This window comes from Streptomyces sp. 63XJN7_1_ISO-PGPR-S23-121 (assembly GCF_056173025.1).
Genome location: NZ_CM149653.1, coordinates 6,809,389 through 6,831,587 on the forward strand (window position 1 = coordinate 6,809,389; position 22,199 = coordinate 6,831,587).

The following is a 22,199-nucleotide window of genomic DNA, read 5'->3' on the forward strand; positions in this document are numbered from 1 at the left end:
CGCGGTGCGTGCGGCGGCCGGCGGCGCGGGCCCCGGTGCGGGGCGCCGTACGGCCGGTGGCGGGTGCCCGCTCCGGCGGCGGTCGCGGTGCCGGTCGCGGGGATCGGGATGGGGCCGGGTCGGTCGAGGTGGGGCCGGGGTCGGCGGGCTTGGGCGGCGCCGCGGGGTGCGAACCGTGTCCGCCCGTACCGCGCCGACGGTACGGGCGGACACGGGCGGCACCCCGCGACCGGGTGCGGACCGACGCCGCGCAGCAGACCCGCCGCGGACGGCCGGGTCTGCTGCGGACGTCACCCGCGCCCGCGGGCGGGGGCCGTCGTACCTCTACGGCCCCCGCCGTGCGCACGGTGCGGGCGGTGCGGGGCGGCTGGTTGGACCGCCCGCACCGGCGCGGGTCAGCCGATGGCCTTGTCGATCGTCTCGACCGCCGCGTCCCAGGCCTTGTCGGGCTTGGTGCCCCGCTGCTCCATGTTGTTGATCTGCGTGGAGATCGTGTCCTTGATGACGCCGTCCTTCGGGCCGAGCACCGCCACCGGGATGGACTTGGCCTCCTCGGCGTACAGCTGGCCGACGGGGGCGTTGTTGAAGTACGAGAGCTTCGCGTTCTTCACGTCGGCGAGCGCGTAGGCGCCCTGGTTGGACGGGAAGACACCGACGGCCTTGAACACGGCGGCCTGCTGCTCGGGCGCGGTCAGCCACTTGACCAGCTCGGTGGCCTCCTTGACGTGCTTGCCGCTCTTGGGCACGGTCAGGAAGGAGCCGCCCCAGTTGGCCGCGGTCGCGCCGGGCGCACGCGAGATGTCCCACTTGCCGGCGAAGTCGTTGCCGGAGTAGTTCTCGATCTGCAGGGACATCCAGGCCGGGCACACGACGGTGGCCACGGTGCCCTTGCGCAGCGCCGCCTTCCAGGGGTCCTGGAACTGCGGCAGGCCCTGGCTCAGCTTCTTCTCCGCGGCCTCGGCGGCGAGGTCCCAGCCCTTCTGCACCGACGGGCTGTCCTTGTATATCGCCTTGCCGTCGGCGTCGTAGTACTGGCTCTCGGCGGAGCTGACGACACCGTTGAACATGGCGCTGGCGGAGTCCATGAAGTAAGTGCCCTCGGGCGCCTTCTTCTTGTACTGCTCGCCGAGCTTGATGTAGTCCTCCCAGCCGCCCTGGACCGCCTTGGCGACCTCCTCGCGGTCGGTCGGCAGGCCCGCCTTCTCGAAGAGGTCCCTGCGGTAGCAGAGCGACATCGGGCCGATGTCGGTACCGGCGCCGATGACCTGGCCGTCCTTGCTGGTGGCCTGCTTGGCCTTCCAGTCGACCCACTGGCTGGTGTCGATGCTGCCCTTGAGGTCGGTGAACTTGTCCGCCTGGGTGTCCACGACCTCCTTGATGCGGGCCACCTCGACGCCGACGACGTCTCCCAGACCGGCGCCCGAGTTCAGCTGCTGAAGGAGCTTCGGGTAGTAGTCCTGCTCGTTGGCCGTGGTCTCCTCCTTCACCTCGATGTTCGGGTGAAGCTGCTGGTACTTCTCGAAGAGACCGGCCTCCTTGTAGCCGAACTGCCCGTAGTCGGCCACCTTGAGGACGATCTTCCCGTCGGATTCCGAGGAGTCCGAGTCGCTGTCGCTGCTGCAGGCGGTCAGCAGCAGCGCCGAGGCCGTCAGGACCGACGTGGTCAGGGCCGCTGCTCTGCGGCCACGGACGCCGCCGGTTCGGGTGATGCGCATTCCACTACTCCTTGTTCCAGTGGGAACGGGGACCTCAGGAATCAGACCGCCGGGTTCGACGGTCCGGACCTGCCCTCTCGGTTCGAGCAGCGGCCAGCCCAGAGCAACGCGGCAAGCGGTGCGAAGATGCTGGTCAACGGTGTGCCATGCGAGGTGGAGGGAAGGGCCGATGGTGCTTCGTTCCGTACGGAAGCCGGCCCCGGAACTCCGTGGGACCGCTCCCACGCGGCTTGCCCCGAAGACTCGTCGGTGGCGGGCCCAAGTGTCAAGACTTGAAAACGGCGTTGTTGCGCAAGCGTGTTCCGCGCGTCACGGGAATGTGTCGCACCGCCGGGGCGCCGTCACCCGCGACCCGTAGCTGAAAATCCGAGATCCCGCAGGTCACGGGCGAGTTGACGTTCGCCCGGGGGTGCGGAGGGGGCCGTGCGGGCGAAGGTCGCGCTTTCTGGGCGAGAATGAATCCGGTCCCGCACCGAACGCCGGAAGGTGAACGATGAGCCCTGCCGAACAGCCGCCCACCGCCGCGGACGTCCGGCGCCCGACCCTGAACGCGGTGGCCGCACGCGCCGGCGTCGGCCGCGGCACGGTCTCCCGGGTCATCAACGGCTCCCCGAAGGTCAGCGACCGCTCCCGCGCCGCTGTGGAGCGGGCGATCGCCGAACTCGGCTACGTCCCCAACCCGGCCGCCCGTTCCCTCGTCACCCGGCGCACCGACTCCGTGGCCCTGGTGGTCCCCGACGCGCAGACCCGGCTGTTCTCCGAGCCCTACTTCTCGGACATCATCCGGGGCGTGTCCGCCGGGCTCGCGGACGCGGGGATGCGCATGCTGCTGGTGATGGTGCACGACGAGAAGGAGTACGCGCGGCTCGCCCCGTACCTGTCCGGGCAGCGCGTGGACGGGGTGCTGATGGTGGCGGTGCACAGCGACGACACGCTGCCCGACCAGCTGGAGGCACTGGCCATTCCGACCGTGCTGGCCGGCCGGCGGGGCGACCGGGAGCCGTTGGGGCACGTCCGCGCGGACAACCGCGGCGGCGCCCGGGGCGCGGTCCGGCATCTGCTGACGAACGGCCGCCGGGCCGTCGGCACCATCACCGGGCCGCTCGACATGGAGGCGGCGCGCGAACGGCTCGACGGCTACCGCGAGGCGCTGCTGGACGCCGGTGCCGCCGTCGCCGAGGAGCTGGTCGCGAACGGCGACTTCACCGAGGAGGGCGGGCGCGCGGCCATGCGGGAGCTGCTGCGCCGCCGTCCCGACCTGGACGCGGTCTTCGCCGCCTCGGACGTGATGGCCTCCGGCGCCGTGCTGGAGCTGCGGGCCGCGGGCCGGCGGGTGCCGGGCGACGTGGCCGTCATCGGGTTCGACGACTCCATCGTGGCCCGGCACGTCGATCCGCCGCTGACCAGCGTCCGGCAGCCGCTGGAGGAGATGGGCCGCACCATGGCGCGGCTGCTGCTGGACGAGATCGCCGACCGGGGGTCCGGGCACCGCGGGGTGGTCCTGCCGACGCGGCTGGTGGTGCGGGAGTCGGCCTGAGCGGCCACCCGCGAACTCGGGTCCGGACGGCCGGCGGGACCGGCCGGACGGGCGCGGCCCGGCGGGGGCGGCCGAAGTCGGCCGGGTGGCGGGGGTTTCGCTGTGGGAGCGCTCCCATGCATAATGGGGCCCCCGACCCCGTGGGAGCGATTCCATGTCAGTACCGACGCCCGTCTCCTTTCCTCCCGCCTTCCTCTGGGGCGCCGCGACCTCGGCGTACCAGATCGAGGGCGCGGTGCGGGAGGACGGCCGCACCCCCTCGATCTGGGACACCTTCAGTCACACGCCGGGGAAGACGGCCGGTGGCGACACCGGTGACATCGCTGTCGACCACTACCACCGCTACCGCGACGACGTGGCGCTGATGGCGGAACTGGGTCTGGGCGCCTACCGCTTCTCCGTCTCCTGGCCCCGCGTGCAGCCGACCGGCCGCGGTCCGGCCGTCCAGCGCGGTCTGGACTTCTACCGCCGTCTGGTCGACGAGCTGCTGGCCGCCGGCATCAAGCCCGCCGTCACCCTCTACCACTGGGACCTGCCGCAGGAGCTGGAGGACGCGGGCGGCTGGCCGGCGCGGGACACGGCGTACCGGTTCGCCGAGTACGCGCAGATCGTCGGCGACGCGCTCGGCGATCGCGTGGAACAGTGGATCACCCTCAACGAGCCGTGGTGCGCGGCCTTCCTGGGCTACGCCTCCGGGGTGCACGCGCCCGGCCGGACCGACCCGGCGGCCGCGCTGCGCGCCGCCCACCACCTGAACCTGGCGCACGGCCTGGGCACGGTGGCCCTGCGTTCGGTGATGCCGGCCCGCAACTCGGTGGCGGTCAGCCTCAACACCTCGGTCGTCCGGCCGCTGTCCAAGCAGCCCGCGGACCTGGCGGCGGCGCGGAGGATCGACGACCTGTCCGGCGGGATCTTCCACGGCCCGATGCTGCACGGCGCCTACCCCGAGACCCTGCTCGAGGCGACGGCGCCGGTCACCGACTGGTCGCACGTCGAGGACGGCGACCTGGGGCTGATCCGCCAGCCGCTGGACGCGATCTGCCTCAACTACTACACGCCCACCGTGGTGTCGGCGGCCGACGCGGACTCGCGCGTCCCGCGGGCCGACGGGCACGGGGCGAGCGACCACTCGCCGTGGCCGGCCGCGGAGGACGTGGCGTTCCACCAGCCGCCGGGCGAGCAGACGGCGATGGGCTGGACCGTCGACCCCACGGGCCTGCACGAGCTGATCATGCGATACCACCAGGAGGCCCCCGGCCTGCCGCTGTACATCAGCGAGAACGGCGCCGCCTACGACGACAAGCCCGCCGCGGACGGCACCGTCCACGACCCCGAGCGGGTCGCCTACCTGGACGGCCACCTCAAGGCGGTCCGCCGGGCCATCGCGGACGGCGCGGACGTGCGCGGCTACTACCTGTGGTCCCTGCTGGACAACTTCGAGTGGGCCTACGGCTACGAGAAGCGGTTCGGCGCGGTCTACGTCGACTACGCCTCCCAGGAGCGCGTCCCCAAGGCGAGCGCCCTGTGGTACGGGCGGGCGGCCCGCACGGGGACGCTCCCGCCGCCGGACCCGTCCGAGTAGACCTGCCGGGGAGGGGGCGAGCGGGTCCGGGGCGCGGCGTCCACGGGGGGAGCCGCGCCCCGGGCCACCGGGGAGCCGGGCGGGGTCAGTTGTAGGCGGCGAAGGCCTTGGAGAAGGCCGACGGCTCCTGGAGGACGGAGCTGCACGTGGCGTCGGCCTGCGGCTTGGTGCCGCCCGCGCACTGCTTGTCGCGGGTCGCCGACCACATGGACAGCCCGGCCAGGTCCTTGGACCGGGCGAACCGGACCAGCTGGGCGGCGTCGTCGACCGTGAAGATCTCGGTGACGACGTCGTTGACGCCGATCATCGGAGTGACGGCGACCGTGCGCCAGGCCGCGCTGTCGGAGAGGCCGAGGACGCTCTTGATCTGCGCCTGGGTGGCGGTGGCGGCCTGCTCGGCGTAGGTGCCCATGTCGCCGCTGTACGCCGGGCCGTAGTCCATCGCCATGATGTTGACGGTGTCGATCCGCACGCCGTTCTGCCGGGCGTTCGCGAGGAGGTCGACGCCGGCCTGGGTCAGGCCCTCGGGCATGACGGGCAGGGTGAAGGAGACGTCCAGGTCCGGGTGCCGCTTCCGCAGGGCGGTGACGGCCTGGGCGCGGCGGGTGTTGGCGGCCGTGTCGGGCAGGGCGCCGCCCTCGACGTCGAAGTCGACCTTGGTGAGCCCGTAGGTGTCCACGACCTTGCCGTACGCCGCCGCCAGGGCGTCGGCCGAGGCGCACGTCGTCGCCAGCTCGGCTCCGGACGCGCCGCCGAAGGAGACGCGCACGTCGCCGCCCTTGGCGCGCAGGGCGCCTATCTGCCGTGCCACGGCGTCGCTCGCTAGGTCGGTGACGCCGCCCCACTTGGGGGTGCAGCCGCCGCCGTCGGTGACGAAGGCCAGGTGGTAGTTCTTCACACCGGTCGCCTCGGCGTTCGCGACGAGGTCGAAGGCCGGGTGGAGGGAGGTGTCGACGTAGGGCGCGAAGCCGGCGCCGCCCGTGGTGCCTTCGCCGGGGGCCCCGGAGGGGGCCGGGGTGGTGGCCGTGGCGGTCGGCGCCGGTGCCGGCTCGGCGGGGGCGGAGGCCGTGGGTGTCGGTGCCGGGGTAGGGGGCTGGGACGGGCGCCCGCTGGGTTCGGGGGTGGCGCCGTCGTCCGCCGAGCAGGCCGCGCCGTCGACGCGGCATCCGGTCGGGTCCTGGGTGCCGTCGACGACGAAGCCGACGGTGGCGGACTCGCCGGCCTTCAGGCCGTCCGTGTCCCACTTCGGCCCGGTCACGGTGACGTGCCGGCCGCTGACGCTGTGCTCGGCGTTCCACAGCGAGCCGAGTCCGGCGCCCGGGGGCAGGTCGAACTCCAGCGTCCAGTCCTTCTTCGCGGCCGGGCTGTTGTTGGTGACGACGTACTGCGCGGTGTAGCCCGTCGACCACTCGCTCGTCCTGGTGTAGGCGGCCCCGACTCCGGCGGCCTGGGCGGTGCCGGTGAGCAGCAGCGCGCCGCCGCCGGCCACGGTCGCGGCCACGAGCGCGCCGATCACCTTGTTCCTGCCGGAGACCCTGCGCCGGTGCGTGCTGCTCATCTCGTGCCTGCCTTCACTGTTCAGGGAGCCCTGCGGGGGAGGTGCGGGGCGGGGGTGCGGCAGCACGCTAGCGATACGGAACCGGTCAAACCGGTTGTTCCGGGCGGGGGTTGGTGATCTTAGGGTGCGCTTAAGGAAGGGATCGGGACCGGTTAAAGGGTGAGCCCCGGCGGGGCTGCCGGCGGCGCCGCACCGCTCCCCGGTGGCCGCGCCGCACGGGTGCCGTGCGCCCGTCGAGCTGGATCCAGACGCGCACCTCGGTCCCGCCGAGCACGGACGAGCCGATGCGGACGTCCCCGCCCGTCGACTCGGCGAGCCGGCGCACGATGTCCAGGCCGAGCCCGGTCGACCCGTCGGTGCCCGATCCCCGGCCGCGGGCCATCGCCGTCTCGGGGTCGGATATGCCGGGGCCCGCGTCCGACACGAGCACGATCACCGCGTCCTCGCCGTTGTGCAGGTCGACCGCGAAGGCGGTGCCCTCGGCGGTGTGCCGGAAGACGTTGCCGAGGAGGGCGTCGAGGGCCGCGGCCAGGTCCGCGCGGGCCACGGGTATGCGCACCGGCCGGTCGGCGCCGGCCACCCGCCACTTGCGTCCCTCGTCCTCGGCGAGCGCGGACCAGAAGCCCATCCGCTCGCGGACCACCTCGGCCGCGTCGCACCCGGCGCCGGGACCGGCCGCGGCGGTCTGCGGCTTGGCGTCCCGGGCGGTGCGGATGATGGTGTCGACCTCGCGCTCCAGCTGCTCGACCGCGGCCCGGGTCTGCTCGGCGGCCGGGCCGTCGCCGAGCGAGGCCGCGTTGAGCCGCAGCACGGTCAGCGGGGTGCGCAGGCGGTGGGACAGGTCGGCGGCCAGCTCCCGCTCGTTGGCGAGGAGCTGGACGACCTGGTCGGCCATGGAGTTGAACGCGACCGCCGCGAGCCGCAGTTCGGTCGGTCCTTCCTCGGGCACGCGGGCGCCCAGCTTGCCCTCCCCCAGCTCGTGCGCGCCCTCCAGCAGCTTCCGCGCCGGCCGCACCATGCGCACGCCCAGCCGGTCGGCGACCGCGACGGAGCCGACGATCAGCGCGGCGCCGACCGCGGCGAGCACCGTCCAGGCCGTGCCGACCCCGTTGGTGACCTCGGACTCGGGGACGTACACCTCGACGACGGCGATCTCGCCGGAGCTGAGCGCGACGGGCTGGAGCAGCGTCGAGCCGCCGGGCACCTCCGCGGTGGAGGCGCGCCCCATCTCGCGTACGGCGGCGATGTCCTCGTCGGCGGCGCGCCGCCGGCCGAGGTCGGTGCCGGCGCCCCTGCCTCCGGACGCCGGGAGGTGCACCGACATCCCGGCGTCCGAGCCCGCGGAGGCGACGACGCGCTCCAGCTGGTCCCGGTCGGTGGTGATGGACAGCGCGGGGGCGACGGCGGCGGCCTCCCGCTCGGCGTTCGAGAAGGCGCGGTCCCGGGCCATTTCCCGGACGACGAGTCCGAGCGGGACGGCGAAGGCGATCACGACCATGGCGGTGACCGCCAGCGACACCTTGACCAGGGCCCACCTCATCGTGGCGGCTCCGCCCCCGGAGGCCCGGTGACCGGGGGCTCCAGCTTCACGCCGACGCCGCGCAGGGTGTGCAGATAGCGGGGCTTGGCGGCGGTCTCGCCCAGCTTCCGGCGCAGCCAGGACAGATGGACGTCGATGGTCTGGTCGTCGCCGTAGGACTGCTGCCAGACCTCGGCGAGCAGCTCCTTGCGGGGGACGACCACTCCGGGGCGGCCGGCGAGGAAGGCGAGCAGGTCGAACTCGCGCCGGGTCAGGTCGAGGTGTGCGCCGTCCAGTTCGGCCTGGCGGCGCAGGGGGTCGACGGTCAGGCCGCCGACGCGCAGGACGGTGGGCGGCGGGGCCTCTCCGGCGCCGGTGCGGGCACGGCGCAGGACGGCCGCCATGCGGGCCGACAGGTGCTCGACCGAGAACGGCTTGGTGAGGTAGTCGTCCGCGCCCGCGTTCAGCAGCCGGACGACCTCCGCCTCGTCGTCCCGGGCGGTGGCGACGATGACGGGCACGTCGGTGATGCCGCGCAGCATCTTCAGCGCCTCGGAGCCGTCGAGGTCGGGCAGTCCGAGGTCGAGGATCACCACGTCGAACCGGTTGTGGGCGACCTCGCGCAGCGCCTCCAGCGCCGTGCCGACGCTGCGCACGAGGTGCGAGGCATCGGTCAGGTGCCGGATGAGCGCCGAGCGTACGAACTGGTCGTCCTCGACCACGAGCACACTTGCCATGGGCGGCACCGTACGCCATCCGGAGGAGCCCGGCGCGGGCCTGTGGACAACTCCGGGCGGGCTCCGGACCCGCCTGTGGACAACCCCGTCCGGGCGACACGTGTGTGACGCGTGAGGCAGTATGGCCGCGATGCGCAGAGGACTCGTACACGTACTGGCCTGGCTGCTCGCCACCGGCGCCGCGGTCACGCTGTCGTGGTGGGGCGTGCACACGGTGATGGCGGGCACGGCCTACGACGCGCCCCGCGCCCTGCCCGTCACGGCGGCCGACGCGGCCGTGCGGGACACGGCGGGTCCACGGGCGTCGGGGCCGTCGGTGTCGTCCACCAGGCGCCCCTCGCCGTCGGGCAGTCCGTCCGCCGGTCCGTCCGACGGCCCCTCGGTGACGCCGGGTCGGACACCCGGCGAGACCGGTCCGGCGCCGTCGCGGACCGCGCCGGCCACCACCCCCGCCGGCCCGGGCCCCTCCCCCACCGCCTCCGGACGGGTCCGGAGCTACGAGACCGACGGGGGGCGCGCGGTGTTCGACCTCGGGACGTCGTCGGCGTCGCTGGTGTCTGCGACGCCGGGTGCGGGCTGGTCGATGCAGGTGTGGAAGACGGAGTCGTGGATCCGGGTGGAGTTCACCTCGGGCGCGGACCGGGTGTCGGTGTTCTGCACCTGGCACGACGGCCCGCCGCGGGTGGAGATCGGCAGCTACTGAGCCGGCCGCCGGGTCACCGGAAGGCCGAGGCCGGCGGCGCGGGCGAAGCGACCGCGTCCGCGTCCGTCACGGGCCGGGCCCCTCCGGTGAAGTCGGCCAGCGCCTTGCCGTGTTCCACGCGCGCGGAGTGCGGGTCGGAGGCGGCGCGGCGGGTGAGTTCGACGAGGGGCAGCGGGTGGTCGCAGGCGGCGAGGACCGCGTTGCCGAAGCGTTTGCCGCGCAGCACGGCGGGGTCGGCGATCAGGGCGAGTTCGGGGAAGCGGGCGGCGGCGGTGGCGATCTGGCCGCGCAGGTGGGCGAGGGGCGGGCCGTCGGCGAGGTTGGCGACGTAGACCCCGCCGGGGGCGAGCGCGCGCCGTACCTCGTCGAGGAACTCGGTGGACGTCAGGTGTGCGGGAGTGCGGGCCCCGCCGAACACGTCCGCGATGATCAGGTCCGCCCAGCCGTCGGGCACCTTGGCGAGGCCGGCGCGGGCGTCGGTGGAGCGGACCCGGATCCGGGCGGCGGGGTCCAGCGGCAGTTCGCGCCGGACCAGTTGGACCAGGGCGGCGTCCCGCTCGACGACCTGCTGGGTGGAGCGGGGGCGGGTGGCGGCGACGTAGCGGGCGAGGGTGAGGGCGCCGCCGCCGAGGTGCACGGCGTGGACGGGCTTTCCGGGCGGGGCGGCCAGGTCGATGACGTGCCCGATGCGGCGCTGGTACTCGAACGACAGGTACGCCGGTTCGTCCAGGTCGACGTGCGACTGCGGGGCGCCGTCGAGCAGCAGGGTCCAGGCCCGCGCCCGCTCCCGGTCGGGTATCAGCTCGGCGCGTCCGCCGTCGACGTCCTCGACTACGGTCTCCGCGGCTGCGCGCCCGCGGCGGGCGTTCCTGGACTTTCCCATCGGACCATTATCGGACGCCGCCGCCGCGCCCACCGCCCCCGCGCCCGGCCGTCCGGACCGCGGCGGGCGGCGTCGCGGTGCTCAGCGGCAGTTGTCCACGACCTCGATCAGCCGGGCCGCCTCCCCCAGCGCGGCCCGCAGCACGGCGGGGTCGGTCGCGAGGTCCGCGTCGCCGGGCGGCAGCAGCCAGTCCGCGCCCTCCACCGGCGGTTCGGGGATCGGGGCGAGCTTCGTCCCCCGGCCGTCCGTCTCCGTGCAGGTGCTGCCCGGTACGTCCCAGGCGGCGGCCGTCCCCGGGGGCACCAGGAAGCCGAGGGTGTCGCAGCCGTGGTCGTGGAGCACGCTGCCCACCGCCTCACCGGCTCCCCGCCTGAGGATGTCGACGGCCTCCAGCCCCTGCCGCGTCGGCACGGTGACGACGTCGCAGCCGCCTTCGCCGTCCGGATCGCGGGCGTCTGCGCGGTCACTGATCGGGCTGGTCTCCATGCCGGCCTCCACCACGGAACTCCTCTTCTGACGAGCGGGTCGGGAGTCGGGGGCCTCCCGGTCCACAGGGTGAAACGCGGCGGAACGTCAACGGCTACGGCACAAGTCCGCCGCAAAGGATGGCACTTCATGGCAGATCCCGGATGAGATATCCGGTTTTGTGGCCAAACAGCGTGTGGCGACTCCGTCACAGACGGTACGTTCTAGCTCGCCGGAAACAGGGTGGCAAACGGGAGAATCCCCGTATTACCCACCTTAACCGGCGTGGTTCGACGGTTCGTACGAGAGGACCCGGCCATGGCGTCGTCAACGGTGACCTCCGCCCAGCCCGACCGGCCACCGCGGCCGAACCTCGCGTTCCGGCGCCTGCGCGGCCGGCGTTCGCCGGCCGAGTTCGCGGCGGCGGTCCGCCGCGCCGCGCACGAGATCGGCGAGCAGGTCAGTTGCGACGCGCGCTACATCGGCCGTGTGGAGGCGGGCGAGATCCGCTGCCCCAACTACGCATACGAGCGGGTGTTCCTGCACATGTTCCCCGGCCGCACGCTCACCGACCTGGGGTTCGCGCCCCGCTCGTCGGTAAGGGGCCGCCGGGCGCGCACGGACGAGGGGGCGCTCCCGGCGCACCTCGACCGGCCGTCGTGCGCCCCGACTGAGAAAGCCGGGGCGGGCGAGCCGTATGACACGCACAACCCGTTCGACACGCACGACGACAACAAGGAGAGCGACGTGCTGCGTCGCGCATTCATGACGAGCGGCGTCACCGTGGCCGCCGCCTCGCTGGGCCCCCTGGGCTTCGCCGCCGACGCCGTGGCGGCGCCGCGCGCCGCGCGCCGGGCCGGGACGAGCGACGCGGGAGCCCTCGAAGAGGCCGTCCGCCGGATCCGGCTGCTCGACGACCGGCACGGCGCCGACGGCCTCTACCAGCGCGCGGTGGCACCGCTGCGGGCCGCGTACGCGCTGCTGGACGCCGGCGCGACCCGGCAGGTGACGGCGGACCGGCTCTGTTCGGGCGCCGGGGAACTGGCCATCTCCGTGGGCTGGCTGGCCCATGACTCGGGGCGTTTCGACGACGCGCGCTCCCACTACGCCGAGGCCCTCGCCACCGCCCGGATGACCGACGACCCGGGCCTGGAGGCGCACGCCTTCTGCAACACGGCGTTCCTCGCCCGGGACGCCGGCCGGCCGCGCGAGGCGGTACGGGCGGCCCAGGCCGCGCAGCGCGCCGCCCGGCCGCTGGGGTCGCCGCGGCTGATGTCCCTGCTCGCGCTGCGCGAGGCGGGCGGCTGGGCGGGCCTCGCGGACCGCGTCGGCTGCGAGCAGGCGCTGATCCGTGCGCAGGCCCTATTCCAGCGGGGCCCCTCGGACGCCGACCCCGAGTGGATGAGCTTCTACGGGGAGGCCGAGCTGGAGGGGCTGGAGGCGCAGTGCTGGTCGACGCTCGGCGACTGGACGCGGGCGGCCGGGCACGCGCGGCGGGCGGCCGGACTCCAGGACCCGCACTTCGCGCGGAACCTCGCGCTGTACTCGGCGGAACTGGCCGACGACCTGGCGCGCGGCGGACGGCCCGACGAGGCGGCCGGGGCGGGGATGCGGGTGCTGGATCTGCTGGGCGAGGTCCAGTCGTCGCGGATCCGGACGATGCTGGCGGGGACGGCGCGGGTGCTGCTGCCGCATCGGCGGGCGTCGGGGGTGTCGGCGTTTCTGGAGCGGCATGCGTCGGTCCCGCGGACGGCCTGACCGCCCGGGGCGCCCGGCGTCGGGGGCGGTGGGCCGCGTGCCCCTGCGCCGGCGGGCTGCCCGGCGTCAAGGCGGCCCTGGGCCGGGTCGCGCGCCCGGCGCTGACGGGGTGCCTCCCCCACTCTCGGCTTCGCTCGAGCGGGGGGACCCCCACCGCCCACCCGTGCCGCCCCTGGGGGTACCTCCCAGGCCGTTCAGGCGCTGGGGGAGGCACGACTGCCCGCAGCTGGGCGGGAAGGCGAGCCGCGGCTGGGACGGTGGGTGGCGCCGGGGGGTCAGGGGTGGTCGGTGAGGTGGCCCTGGTCGTTCCAGGATTCGATGGCCGGTTCGCCGTAGGCCCAGCCCAGGATCGACAGGGATGTCGGGTTGAGACGTATGCGGGCCGCGAAGTCCAGCGGCAGGCCCAGCCACCGGGCGCCGACCGACCGCAGGATGTGTCCGTGGGCGAAGACCAGCACGTCGCGGTCCGCCTCCCGCGCCCACGCGACCACCTCGTCCGCGCGCGCGGTGACGTCCGCCGGGCTCTCGCCCTCCGGGACCCCGTCCCGCCAGATCAGCCAGCCGGGCCGGACCGCCTGGATCTCGTCCGGCTTCATGCCCTCGTACGCCCCGTAGTCCCATTCCATCAGCGTGTCCCAGGTGCGGGCGCGCTCGCCGAAGCCGGCGAGTCCGCAGGTCTCGTGGGCGCGTGACAGCGGGCTGGTGCGCACCTCGACGCCGGGCAGGCCGTCCAGCGGCCCCCGGTGCAGACGCTCGCCGAGCAGCTTGGCCCCGCGCCGGCCCTCCTCCAGCAGCGGCACGTCGGTCCTGCCGGTGTGCTTGCCGGACAGCGACCACTCGGTCTGTCCGTGCCGGGCCAGCAGGATGCGCGGTGCCATGGAGGGGCCTTTCCGGGAGCGGTGTCGGAGGGGACCCCTCCATCATCGCGCACCCCGTGCCCGGGCAACCCGGGGGGACGTCCCGGCGTCTTCCAGGGCCGGGGGCGCTCCACGGGGAGGGTCCCCGGACGCCGTAGAGTGGCACGCCCGGCGCCGTCGGGCACGCGCGAGAAGAAGGGGGAGGGCGATCGGATTGCCGCACACCGAGACACCGGGCACCGAGGCGACCTCGCAGACCCGGCTCCGCTGGTGGACCGAGCTTCCCGCTGATCGTCCTCGTGTACGCCTGCTACTCCGCGGGCCGCCTCCTCGTGCGCGGTGACGTCTCGGACGCCGTCGACCACGGGCTGGCGCTGCTGCGCATCGAGAAGGCGCTGTTCCTCAACGCGGAACACCCGCTCAACCGGCTCTTCACCCACGAACCGTGGATCGGCGTCCCGGCCGACTTCTGGTACGCGTCCCTGCACTACGTCGTCACCCCGGCCGTCCTGGTCTGGCTGTTCCGGTCCCGCGCCGTGCGCTACCGGGCCGCCCGTACCTGGCTGATGACGTCGACGTTCATCGGGCTGATCGGCTTCACGCTGCTGCCGACCTGCCCGCCCCGGCTGCTGGACGCGAGCCACGGGTTCGTCGACACGATGGCCCAGTACAGCTCGTACGGCTGGTGGGGCGGCGAGGCGAGCGCGCCGCGCGGACTGGGCGGGATGACCAACCAGTACGCGGCCATGCCGAGCCTGCACGTCGGCTGGGCGCTGTGGTGCGGCGTGATGCTGTGGCGCCACGGCGGCACGCGCGCGGCGAAGGTGGCCGGTGTCGTCTACCCGCTGGTGACGACGATCGTGGTGATGGGCACCGCGAACCACTACTTCCTCGACGCGGTGGCGGGCGCCGCCGTGATGGGCGCGGGGTTCCTGCTGGCGCCGTTCGTGATGCGGATCGCGGACCGGGTACGGACCCGGATCACCGCACGTTTCGCCCCCGCCCCGCAGGCTTTTGGCGACGCTGGTTCCCTGATTGTCAGTGGCGGATGCCAGACTTCCGCGGGTGAGCGATTTCCACGGCAGCGCGAGCAGCGGTTCGGAGCGGGAGCCGAGCCGGACCCCTCCCCCACGGACGCGGGGAACGAGACTCCGGCACCGGCTCGCTGAGCTGCGCGGTCCCGACGTCCCCGCGAAGGCGCTGGACGCGCGGGCCCTGGCCGCCCTCGCGGCCAACCCGGGGTGCAGACGGCGCGCGATCCTCGACGGCGCCGGCGTGGACAAGGGCTCGCTGGCGACTGCGCTCGGTTCGCCGTCGGTCTTCGGCCAGTCGCAGTTCGCGTTCACGCGGGGCAACGCCTTCGAGGCGCGGGTCAAGGCGGACGGCGGCGCCGAGCTGCTGCGGCTCGTGCACGAGAAGCTGGACCGGGGCGCCGAACCGCCCGCCGGGGCGCTGGTGCCCGACCTGTCGGCGAGCGGACCCGAGGGCCGCGCGGCGCGCACCTCGCTGGCGCTGCGGGAGGCCGCACAGGCGTCCGGCACCTGGACGCTCCTGGACCACCCGATGCTGGCCCTGGACGTCGCCGGCTCCCCCGCCTTCCTCGAGCCGGACGCGGTGGTGGTCCACCCGGACGGCACCTGGACGGTCGTCGAGATCAAGTCCTTCCCGATGCTGGACGGCTCCGCCGACCCGGCGAAGGTGGGCGCCGCCGCCCGGCAGGCCGCGGTGTACGTGCTGGCCCTGGAGCGGGTCGCCGCCCGGCTGGACCCGGCGCCGCGGGTACGCCACCGCGTCCTGCTCGTCTGCCCCAAGGACTTCTCCAACCTGCCGACCGCGTCCGCCGTCGACGTGCGCAAGCAGCGTGCGGTGACCGACCGGCAGCTCGCCCGCCTCACCCGCGTCGAGGAGATCGCCGACACGCTCCCCGAGGGCGTCTGCTTCTCCCCCGGGCTGCCGGCCGACGAGCTGACGGCCGCGGTCGAGGCGGTCCCGGCGACGTACGCGCCGGAATGCCTCTCCGCGTGCGAACTGGCCTTCCACTGCCGTGCCCGCTCCCGCGGGGCCGGCGCGGTGACCTCGCTGGGCCGCCCGGTGCGGGCCGAGCTCGGCGGGCTGTCCACGGTGGACGACGTGCTGGCGGCGGCCCGCGGTGAGGCCGGCGACCCGGCCGACCCGGCGGTGGCCGCGCTGCGCCGGGCCGCGGAGCTGCGAGCCGAGGCGCTGGCGTCGGTGGGCGGCGAGGTGGCCGCGTGTCTCTGATCACCACGCTCGCCCGGCTCGAGGCGGTGCGCAGCGGCCGCGCGCAGCCCGCCGCCACCGTCCGGCACCGGCACCTGTCCGACCGGCCGCTCGTGTTCGTGCCGCTGATCACCGCCGGTGAGGCGGGCGCCCCGCTCGGCGCGCTGGTCGGCACCGACCGGGACGCGCCGCACCTGCTGGTCGTCCCGCAGCCCCGCGACCGCGACCTGCGCTTCGCGTTCCTGGCCGAGCTGGCCGGGATCGTCCTGCCGCACGTCGAGTCGTACGCCGACGGCGTCGAGGCCGCCGAGCGCACCGAGACGGACCCGGAGACCGGCAAGCGGATCAAGGTCGAGGTCGACCTGTGCGCGGACGCGGCGCAGCTGATCGTGCCGAGCCGCGCGGGCATCGACTTCGTACGGCTGCTCGGCCGGTCCATGCGCTTCCGGCGGACGGCGGAGCAGGACCCGGAGACGCCACATCCCGCGCCGCCGAGGGTGCCGCTGCTCGGCCGGTGGCTGACCCACTTCGGCGAGCGGGCTCGGGTGCCCGGCTCCTCCCTCCTCCTCGCCATGACCGACCTGCTGGGCCGGCACTGGGCGACCGGGCAGTCGACCCTGGAGGACCAGCACCTGGGGGCGCTGCTGGCGTGGATCGCCCCGCCGGACGGGGGGCCGAGCGGCGCCGAGGCGGCGCGCCACGCCGAACTCGCCCGCGACGCCGACGGCCAGCTGCGGTGCCCGCCCGCGGGCCCGGCGACCGACCCGGCCTTCGACAACAAGCTGCTCGCGCCCGCCATCGAGCGCTACGACCGTGCCCGTACCGCGCTGGCCGCCGCCGAGGACGGCCTGGAGGCCGACGAGCGGCTGGGCGCGCTCACCGCCGCCGAGCGGGAGATCCGCGCCCTGGTGGAGAGCCGTACGCGGCCCACCTGGGACGCGGTGTGGCAGGGCCTGGACCTGCTGCGGGAGCTGCCCGCCGGGGCGCACGTCGAGGACCGGTGGACGCGCGACCGCTGGTCGTTCACCTCCCACCGCGACCGCATCCTCGCCGGTGAGCCCCCGCAGCCGCGCCGGGACGACGCGGTGACGGCGGCGAACAAGCTCGCGACGCGCGAGCGGGAGCAGGCCCGGCTGGAGGCGCAGGAGGCGCTGGACGATCCGCTGGTGATGGCCGCGCGGCGGCTGTCCGGGGAGGCGTTCGCGGGCGAGGTCGTGGACGTGGTCATGGCGTACAGCGAGAGCAAGCGGCCCAGTCCGCGGCCGCTGGTCACGGTCCGCACGGACGACCGGCCGCACCTGGGCGAGCGGGTGAAGGTGTACCGCTCGCTGGGCGGCAAGCCGCAGGCGGCGGAGTACGTCGGCCCGGCCGGGGACGAGGAGGGCGTGCTGGTGCTGCGCATCGTCGACAAGATGGGCCGCGGCAAGGAGCCCGAGGCCGGGTCGGTGCCGGAGAAGGGCGACCTGGTCTGCTTCACGCTGTTCGAGCACGAACAGCGGGGCGGGGCGAAGCTGCCCGACCCGGACCGGACACCGTGGACGCACGGCGGGCCGCCCGGCGAGTCCGCCGCCGTGCCCGAACCCGCCGACGCCCCGACCGCGGAGGACGTCCTGTGACCGCCGAGGCCACCACCGCACCCGTCGCGGCCGCCTTCGATCCGGGTGCCGAGGCCGCGCGCGCCACCGCGGCGATCCTGCACGACACCCTGCACGGCACGGAGCGTGGCGTCGTCGTGGACTCCCCGCCCGGCGCCGGCAAGTCCACGCTCGTGGTGCGGGCGGCGCTGGAGCTGGCCGAGGCCGGACGCCCGCTGATGGTGGTCGCGCAGACCAACGCCCAGGTGGACGACCTGGTCCTGCGGCTCGCCGAGAAGAACCCGGACCTCCCGGTGGGCCGCCTGCACAGCAGCGACGCCGATCCGTACGACAAGGCCCTGGACGACTTGGCGAACGTCCGCAAGTCGGCGAAGGCCGCGGACCTCGCCGGGCAGGCCGTGGTCCTGTCGACCGCCGCGAAGTGGGCGCACGTCACGGTGGACGAGCCGTGGCGGCACGCGATCGTCGACGAGGCGTACCAGATGCGCTCCGACTCGCTGCTGGCCGTGGCCGGTCTGTTCGAGCGGGCGCTGTTCGTGGGCGACCCGGGTCAGCTGGACCCGTTCGCGACGGTGGGCAGCGAGCAGTGGGCGGGGCTGTCGTACGACCCGTCGGCCTCCGCGGTGACGACCCTCCTCGCCCACAACCCGGGCCTGCCGCAGCACCGGCTGCCGGTGTCGTGGCGGCTCCCGGCGTCGGCGGCGCCGCTGGTGTCGGCGGCGTTCTACCCGTACACGCCGTTCCGCAGCGGTACGGGTCACGGCGACCGGAGCCTGGCCTTCGCGGTGCCGTCGGACGGCTCGGGGCCCGACCGGGTGATCGACGAGGCCGCCGCCTCGGGCTGGGGCCTGCTGGAGCTGCCGACCCGGCACACCCCGCGCACGGACCCGGAGGCCGTGCGGGCGGTGGCGGCGGTGGTGCGCCGGCTGCTCGACCGCGGGGGCGCGGCGTCCTCCGAGCGCTCCCCGGACCCGGCCCCGCTGACCGCCGGCCGCATCGCGGTGGGTACCGCGCACCGGGACCAGGCGGCGGCGGTCCGGGCGGCGCTGGCCGACCTGGGGGTGCGGGACGTGACGGTGGACACGGCGAACCGGCTCCAGGGCCGGGAGTACGACGTGACGGTCGTCCTGCACCCGCTCTCCGGCCGCCCCGACGCGACCGCCTTCCACCTGGAGACGGGCCGCCTGTGCGTCCTGGCCTCCCGGCACCGGCACGCGTGCATCGTGGTGTGCCGCGAGGGGGTGGACGCCCTGCTGGACGAGTACCCGTCGACGGAGCCGGTCCAGCTCGGAACGCTGGTGAAATTCCCCGACGGGTGGGAGGCCAACCACGCGGTCCTCGCCCACCTCGCCGAACACCGTGTGCAGTGGCGGCCCTGACCGACCCACCCCGCCGGACGGAGTCCGGCACGCCGCCGGAGGCGGCCGATGAACACAGCCCCGACGGGTGGGAGGCCAACCACGCGGTCCTCGCCCACCTCGCCGAGCACCGCGTCCCCCACCGGCCCTGACCACCCCGCCCCGCCGGACGGAGTCCGGCACGCCGCCGGAGGCGGCCGATGAACACAGCCCCGACGGGTGGGAGGCCAACCACGCGGTCCTCGCCCACCTCGCCGAACACCGTGTGCAGTGGCGGCCCTGACCACCCCGCCCCGCCGGACGGAGTCCGGCACGCCGCCGGAGGCGGCCGATGAACACAGCCCCGACGGGTGGGAGGCCAACCACGCGGTCCTCGCCCACCTCGCCGAGCACCGCGTCCCCCACCGGCCCTGACCACCCCACCCGCCGGACGGAGTCCGGCACGCCGCCGGAGGCGGCCGATGAACACAGCCCCGACGGGCGGGAGGCCAACCACGCGGTCCTCGCCCACCTCGCCGAACACCGCGTCCCCCACCGGCCCTGACCACCCCACCCGCCGGACGGAGTCCGGCACGCCGCCGGAGGCGGCCGATGAACACAGCCCCGACGGGTGGGAGGCCAACCACGCGGTCCTCGCCCACCTCGCCGAGCACCGCGTCCCCCACCGGCCCTGACCGCCCCGCCCGCCCGCCGGAGTCCCTGAGCACCGGGGCGCGGCGGGCGCCCTCGGCGGGGTCGAGGCCCACTTGCACGGGCGCGGGACAATGGACGGTGGCCCATTCCACCGAGGGTGCCCCCGTACGCGGGGAGGGTCGTTCGTGACGTACGAGAAGGAGAAGACATGGCGGAGCCCACGCCGGGTCGGAACCAACCGCGGCTGCGCCCCGCGCCCCTGCTCTTCGAGCCCGCGGCGGCGGCCGCCGATCCGGAGCACTTCTTCGACCTCGAGTCGATCGACGACCCCCGGGCGCTGCTGGAGCGTGCGACGGAGCTGACGCAGGCGTTCCGGGCGGCGGCGGACCGGGCGGTGGAGTTCCAGGCGATGGCGGCGGCGCAGCTGGCGGACCCGCGGAAGTTCGACCGGCTGACGGCCGCCGACATCGCCGACCGGGCCGAGTGGACCGAGGACTACGCCAAGAAGATGGTGGAGTTCGGCCGGGACCTGCTGCGCGGCGCCGAGGGCGCCGGAGCGGGGCACGTCGACCCCGTCTGACCGCACCGCAGACACCCGTCCGCCTGTTCGACCAGGCCGGACGCATATGCCAGACGGGCAAGATACCCGTTCCCTCCGTGCTCTGTCCCGGTTTCCCGCAACCCAGCGAAGCCGCACCATCACGCCCGGTAGACGTAGGGGCATGAGCAGCACTCGGAATGTCTCGGACGTCACCACGGACGGCGCCGCCTGGCTGGCCTCGGCGGGTGCCTACCCACGCAGCACCCTGTCCCTGTGGGAGGAGCGGCCGGACGCTCCGATGGTTCTGCCCTGCGGTTCGGCCTTCGACGTGGTGAGCGTCCCCGCGGTCTTCGGGCGCCGGATGCTGGACCGGATGTGGGAGGAGGGCCCGGGGTCGGGACCCGTGGCCGAGTTCCGGGGCCGGACCCTGCTCTTCGCCGCCCCGGGCACCGCCCAGCGGCTGCCCTCGCTGCTGGAGTGGGAGGAGTGGAGCGCGCGCGGCCGGCAGGACGGCCGTACCGTCGCCGTGCCGTCGCTGCTGTGCCACGGCGCCGGCGACGCGGTGACCGTCCCGGCGCTCACCGGCGCGTCCCCCCGTTCCGGTTCCCGCTGGCTGGTGGCTCCCGACACCCGCAGGCCGTGGCTGCCGGGGCCGGAGATCCTGCTCTGGGCGGCCGTCCGGGCCGCCCGGGCCGCGGTGCGGATTTCGATTTTTCCTCCCGCCGACCCTGATGCTAAGGTCTACGACGTCAGCAGGCGCCGCTAGCTCAGTTGGTTAGAGCAGCTGACTCTTAATCAGCGGGTCCGGGGTTCGAGTCCCTGGCGGCGCACCGACACCGGAAGGCCCCTCGTGAAAGCGAGGGGCCTTCCGCTTTTCGTGCCCGCGCGCGCCCCGTCGTGCCCGCGCGCCCCCGGACTAGCCGGGCGTGATCTTCACCGTCCAGGCTCCCGACACCGTGCGGCCCTCGACCTCGACCCGTACGCCGCCGCCCGGCACCGTGAAGCTCTCGCCGAGACCCACCGGGGCGTCCGCGAGGGGCGGGTAGACCGAGTCCTCCCAGCAGGCCTCCGTGTGCGGATGGGCGTCGATCACCTCGACCGGCCCGCCCCCGGACTCCGCCCCGCCGCGCACCCGGTACACGAGTACGCCCGCGCGGCAGGCGGCGGCGTCGTTGCCCAGCGGACCCCGTGCCTCGAAGGCGAGCGCGCTGTCGGCCCCGGTGCGGACCACGGCCAGCTTGGTGCCCCGCCCGAGGCCGAACGCCGGGGCCCCGGCGGCCCCCGTCACCTCCACACCGGGGCCCGCGCCGAGCGGCTCCAGGGTCAGGCGGGTCGGTCCGCTGCCGCGCACGCACGCCACCTGCCGGGGCCGCAGCCAGCCCAGCTTCCACTTGTGCCAGCCGAACAGGTCGGGGGCCAATCCGAACTGGCTGCCCATCAGGTCCCAGTCGCCGACGTACGTGTCCCAGTCGCCCTTGCCGTCGGCGGGCCGGTGGTACAGGTCGGGCAGGTCGAAGACGTGCCCGGTCTCGTGGGCCAGCACCAGCCGGTCCGGCGGATGGTTCTCGAACACCGTGACGACCCGCCGGACATCGGTCCCGTCGGCCCGCATCGGGGAGTCCAGGTTGACGACCTTCGTGGCGTCGGAGTCGACGCCGGGAGCATCCGGGTCGGCGACGAAGTACAAGACGTCGTACCGGGAGAAGTCCACGTGCGGGTCGGCGGCGGCGAGCGCGTCGCGCAGGTAGGCCGCCCGGTGCCCCGGGCTCCAGTCGCGCCGTATGTCGTACGCCGTCGACGGCTTCGGCATGGGGACCCAGTCCCGCAGGGGGTGCGGGCGGAGCGTGAACGCGCCGTAGGAGGCGCGCCGGAAGAAGCGCGTGGTGGCCGGGAAGTGGTCGGCGGCCAGTTCGGCCGGTGCGGTCAGCGGCTGGGAGTCCGGGAAGGACAGGAACACCATCACCGCGTCCAGGGCTCGGGCCGGGCGGGGGTAGGCGGCGTTCCAGCTGTCCAGGCCCTCGGAGTGGTGGGCCGCGGTGCGCCGGAGCGCGCAGGGCTCCGGGGAGAAGGGCTCGGCGACCGACGGGGCACTGATCAGGGAGGTCGCGGCGAGCGCCGACATGGTGGTGCACACCGCGGTCGTGCTGCGCAGCCTGGGCCGGGCCGTCCCCGTCGCGCGGCGGCCCGCGCCGAGGCCCTTGAGGGCCTCGCGGGGAAGTCGCCTCAGGGGAAGCTGGCGCGGCACAGGGACCTCCGGGTGCGGTTCACGGGACACCGCATCCAGCTTGTGCATGTTTGTCGTACTGCGCCCTGTTCGCCTGCACCGGACGGGTGAGCCGCTGGAGATTCCGCCGGGACGTGCCGGAGCCGACACCCCCGGCCCACTCACGCAATGTCACGACTGGTCGGAGGCGTAACGGAGCTGTTCAGACGTGGGCGGAAACGATCAGCCGGAGGACCGACTCGGTCCGGACTGCGGATCGACGGCTGGAAGGGCCCGGAGCCAGCCTCTATGATCGG

The 22,199-nt window shown here is 74.6% G+C and carries 20 protein-coding genes, 1 tRNA gene and 1 pseudogene; 14 read left to right on the plus strand and 8 right to left on the minus strand.

Annotated features, from left to right (window positions below; translation table 11 throughout):
- Window positions 1–395: 395 nt before the first annotated feature.
- Window positions 396–1,715: an ABC transporter substrate-binding protein gene (locus AC0VYN_RS30475; protein WP_475533561.1), complete on the minus strand. Its 1,320-nt coding sequence runs from the start codon at window positions 1,713–1,715 to the stop codon at window positions 396–398.
- 493 nt (window positions 1,716–2,208) lie between these two features.
- Between AC0VYN_RS30475 and AC0VYN_RS30480 the strand changes: the two genes are divergently transcribed.
- Window positions 2,209–3,252, plus strand: coding sequence for a LacI family DNA-binding transcriptional regulator (locus AC0VYN_RS30480; protein ID WP_475533562.1), 1,044 nt, complete (start codon window positions 2,209–2,211; stop codon window positions 3,250–3,252).
- A 154-nt stretch (window positions 3,253–3,406) separates the two neighbouring features.
- The gene (locus AC0VYN_RS30485; RefSeq protein WP_475533563.1) at window positions 3,407–4,834 is read left to right on the plus strand and encodes a GH1 family beta-glucosidase; all 1,428 of its coding nucleotides are present in this window, start codon (window positions 3,407–3,409) and stop codon (window positions 4,832–4,834) included.
- Window positions 4,835–4,919: 85 nt separating this feature from the next.
- Here AC0VYN_RS30485 and AC0VYN_RS30490 read toward each other — a convergent pair whose 3' ends face one another.
- The 3 genes from AC0VYN_RS30490 to AC0VYN_RS30500 all read right to left on the minus strand — a co-directional run bounded on the left by AC0VYN_RS30490 (window position 4,920) and on the right by AC0VYN_RS30500 (window position 8,648).
- On the minus strand, window positions 4,920–6,392 hold the full coding sequence (locus AC0VYN_RS30490; RefSeq protein ID WP_475533564.1) for a glycoside hydrolase family 18 protein: 1,473 nt from the start codon (window positions 6,390–6,392) through the stop codon (window positions 4,920–4,922).
- A 130-nt stretch (window positions 6,393–6,522) separates the two neighbouring features.
- Complete coding sequence (locus AC0VYN_RS30495) at window positions 6,523–7,932, minus strand: sensor histidine kinase (RefSeq protein ID WP_475533565.1); 1,410 nt, start codon at window positions 7,930–7,932, stop codon at window positions 6,523–6,525.
- On the minus strand, window positions 7,929–8,648 hold the full coding sequence (locus tag AC0VYN_RS30500) for a response regulator transcription factor (protein WP_475533566.1): 720 nt from the start codon (window positions 8,646–8,648) through the stop codon (window positions 7,929–7,931). The genes AC0VYN_RS30495 and AC0VYN_RS30500 overlap by 4 nt, the downstream gene beginning before the upstream one ends.
- 130 nt (window positions 8,649–8,778) lie before the next feature.
- Between AC0VYN_RS30500 and AC0VYN_RS30505 the strand changes: the two genes are divergently transcribed.
- A complete protein-coding gene (locus AC0VYN_RS30505) occupies window positions 8,779–9,351 on the plus strand; it encodes a hypothetical protein (RefSeq protein WP_475533567.1) in 573 nt (190 codons plus the stop codon).
- Window positions 9,352–9,364: 13 nt separating this feature from the next.
- On the opposite strand, the gene AC0VYN_RS30510 is transcribed toward AC0VYN_RS30505, so the two are convergent.
- Window positions 9,365–10,234 carry a spermidine synthase gene (locus AC0VYN_RS30510; RefSeq protein WP_475533568.1) on the minus strand — a complete coding sequence of 290 codons (870 nt, stop codon included), beginning with the start codon at window positions 10,232–10,234 and terminating at the stop codon, window positions 9,365–9,367.
- An 81-nt stretch (window positions 10,235–10,315) separates the two neighbouring features.
- Window positions 10,316–10,720, minus strand: a complete 405-nt coding sequence (locus tag AC0VYN_RS30515; protein ID WP_475533569.1) for a hypothetical protein — start codon at window positions 10,718–10,720, stop codon at window positions 10,316–10,318.
- A 297-nt stretch (window positions 10,721–11,017) separates the two neighbouring features.
- Between AC0VYN_RS30515 and AC0VYN_RS30520 the strand changes: the two genes are divergently transcribed.
- Window positions 11,018–12,457 (plus strand): hypothetical protein, encoded by a 1,440-nt coding sequence (locus AC0VYN_RS30520; protein ID WP_475533570.1) that lies wholly within the window; start codon window positions 11,018–11,020, stop codon window positions 12,455–12,457.
- A gap of 275 nt (window positions 12,458–12,732) precedes the next feature.
- Here AC0VYN_RS30520 and AC0VYN_RS30525 read toward each other — a convergent pair whose 3' ends face one another.
- A complete protein-coding gene (locus AC0VYN_RS30525; RefSeq protein ID WP_475533571.1) occupies window positions 12,733–13,335 on the minus strand; it encodes a histidine phosphatase family protein in 603 nt (200 codons plus the stop codon).
- A gap of 193 nt (window positions 13,336–13,528) precedes the next feature.
- Between AC0VYN_RS30525 and AC0VYN_RS30530 the strand changes: the two are divergent.
- The 10 genes and pseudogenes from AC0VYN_RS30530 (at window position 13,529) to AC0VYN_RS30575 (ending at window position 20,509) form a co-directional block, all read left to right on the plus strand.
- Window positions 13,529–14,483: pseudogene (locus tag AC0VYN_RS30530) on the plus strand (phosphatase PAP2 family protein).
- Window positions 14,380–15,573 carry a hypothetical protein gene (locus AC0VYN_RS30535; RefSeq protein WP_475533572.1) on the plus strand — a complete coding sequence of 398 codons (1,194 nt, stop codon included), beginning with the start codon at window positions 14,380–14,382 and terminating at the stop codon, window positions 15,571–15,573. Before AC0VYN_RS30530 ends, AC0VYN_RS30535 begins: the two are co-directional and overlap by 104 nt.
- Entirely contained in the window at window positions 15,564–17,168 is a 1,605-nt protein-coding gene (locus AC0VYN_RS30540; protein ID WP_475533573.1) for a hypothetical protein, read from the plus strand. The genes AC0VYN_RS30535 and AC0VYN_RS30540 overlap by 10 nt, the downstream gene beginning before the upstream one ends.
- On the plus strand, window positions 17,165–18,526 hold the full coding sequence (locus tag AC0VYN_RS30545; protein ID WP_475533574.1) for an AAA domain-containing protein: 1,362 nt from the start codon (window positions 17,165–17,167) through the stop codon (window positions 18,524–18,526). Before AC0VYN_RS30540 ends, AC0VYN_RS30545 begins: the two co-directional genes overlap by 4 nt.
- On the plus strand, window positions 18,514–18,657 hold the full coding sequence (locus AC0VYN_RS30550) for a hypothetical protein (RefSeq protein ID WP_475537067.1): 144 nt from the start codon (window positions 18,514–18,516) through the stop codon (window positions 18,655–18,657). The genes AC0VYN_RS30545 and AC0VYN_RS30550 overlap by 13 nt, the downstream gene beginning before the upstream one ends.
- A 118-nt stretch (window positions 18,658–18,775) precedes the next feature.
- Window positions 18,776–18,919: a hypothetical protein gene (locus AC0VYN_RS30555; protein WP_475537068.1), complete on the plus strand. Its 144-nt coding sequence runs from the start codon at window positions 18,776–18,778 to the stop codon at window positions 18,917–18,919.
- 47 nt (window positions 18,920–18,966) lie between these two features.
- Entirely contained in the window at window positions 18,967–19,179 is a 213-nt protein-coding gene (locus tag AC0VYN_RS30560) for a hypothetical protein (protein WP_475533575.1), read from the plus strand.
- Between the two features lie 167 nt (window positions 19,180–19,346).
- Window positions 19,347–19,718, plus strand: coding sequence for a hypothetical protein (locus tag AC0VYN_RS30565; RefSeq protein ID WP_385467483.1), 372 nt, complete (start codon window positions 19,347–19,349; stop codon window positions 19,716–19,718).
- A 142-nt stretch (window positions 19,719–19,860) separates the two neighbouring features.
- Window positions 19,861–20,445 (plus strand): bifunctional DNA primase/polymerase, encoded by a 585-nt coding sequence (locus AC0VYN_RS30570; RefSeq protein WP_475533576.1) that lies wholly within the window; start codon window positions 19,861–19,863, stop codon window positions 20,443–20,445.
- A tRNA-Lys gene (locus AC0VYN_RS30575) sits at window positions 20,436–20,509 on the plus strand. The genes AC0VYN_RS30570 and AC0VYN_RS30575 overlap by 10 nt, the downstream gene beginning before the upstream one ends.
- A gap of 86 nt (window positions 20,510–20,595) precedes the next feature.
- Here AC0VYN_RS30575 and AC0VYN_RS30580 read toward each other — a convergent pair.
- Window positions 20,596–21,972, minus strand: coding sequence for a M6 family metalloprotease domain-containing protein (locus AC0VYN_RS30580; RefSeq protein WP_475533577.1), 1,377 nt, complete (start codon window positions 21,970–21,972; stop codon window positions 20,596–20,598).
- Window positions 21,973–22,199: the final 227 nt, after the last annotated feature.

What these genes read in the sequence shown, in the direction of transcription:
- AC0VYN_RS30475 (WP_475533561.1), bottom strand. Translation starts at nt 1,715, where the DNA reads ATGCGCATCACCCGAACCGGCGGCGTCCGTGGCCGCAGAGCAGCGGCC.
- AC0VYN_RS30480 (WP_475533562.1), top strand. Translation starts at nt 2,209, where the DNA reads ATGAGCCCTGCCGAACAGCCGCCCACCGCCGCGGACGTCCGGCGCCCG.
- AC0VYN_RS30485 (WP_475533563.1), top strand. Translation starts at nt 3,407, where the DNA reads ATGTCAGTACCGACGCCCGTCTCCTTTCCTCCCGCCTTCCTCTGGGGC.
- AC0VYN_RS30490 (WP_475533564.1), bottom strand. Translation starts at nt 6,392, where the DNA reads ATGAGCAGCACGCACCGGCGCAGGGTCTCCGGCAGGAACAAGGTGATC.
- AC0VYN_RS30495 (WP_475533565.1), bottom strand. Translation starts at nt 7,932, where the DNA reads ATGAGGTGGGCCCTGGTCAAGGTGTCGCTGGCGGTCACCGCCATGGTC.
- AC0VYN_RS30500 (WP_475533566.1), bottom strand. Translation starts at nt 8,648, where the DNA reads ATGGCAAGTGTGCTCGTGGTCGAGGACGACCAGTTCGTACGCTCGGCG.
- AC0VYN_RS30505 (WP_475533567.1), top strand. Translation starts at nt 8,779, where the DNA reads ATGCGCAGAGGACTCGTACACGTACTGGCCTGGCTGCTCGCCACCGGC.
- AC0VYN_RS30510 (WP_475533568.1), bottom strand. Translation starts at nt 10,234, where the DNA reads ATGGGAAAGTCCAGGAACGCCCGCCGCGGGCGCGCAGCCGCGGAGACC.
- AC0VYN_RS30515 (WP_475533569.1), bottom strand. Translation starts at nt 10,720, where the DNA reads ATGGAGACCAGCCCGATCAGTGACCGCGCAGACGCCCGCGATCCGGAC.
- AC0VYN_RS30520 (WP_475533570.1), top strand. Translation starts at nt 11,018, where the DNA reads ATGGCGTCGTCAACGGTGACCTCCGCCCAGCCCGACCGGCCACCGCGG.
- AC0VYN_RS30525 (WP_475533571.1), bottom strand. Translation starts at nt 13,335, where the DNA reads ATGGCACCGCGCATCCTGCTGGCCCGGCACGGACAGACCGAGTGGTCG.
- AC0VYN_RS30560 (WP_475533575.1), top strand. Translation starts at nt 18,967, where the DNA reads ATGAACACAGCCCCGACGGGCGGGAGGCCAACCACGCGGTCCTCGCCC.
- AC0VYN_RS30565 (WP_385467483.1), top strand. Translation starts at nt 19,347, where the DNA reads ATGGCGGAGCCCACGCCGGGTCGGAACCAACCGCGGCTGCGCCCCGCG.
- AC0VYN_RS30570 (WP_475533576.1), top strand. Translation starts at nt 19,861, where the DNA reads ATGAGCAGCACTCGGAATGTCTCGGACGTCACCACGGACGGCGCCGCC.
- AC0VYN_RS30580 (WP_475533577.1), bottom strand. Translation starts at nt 21,972, where the DNA reads ATGCACAAGCTGGATGCGGTGTCCCGTGAACCGCACCCGGAGGTCCCT.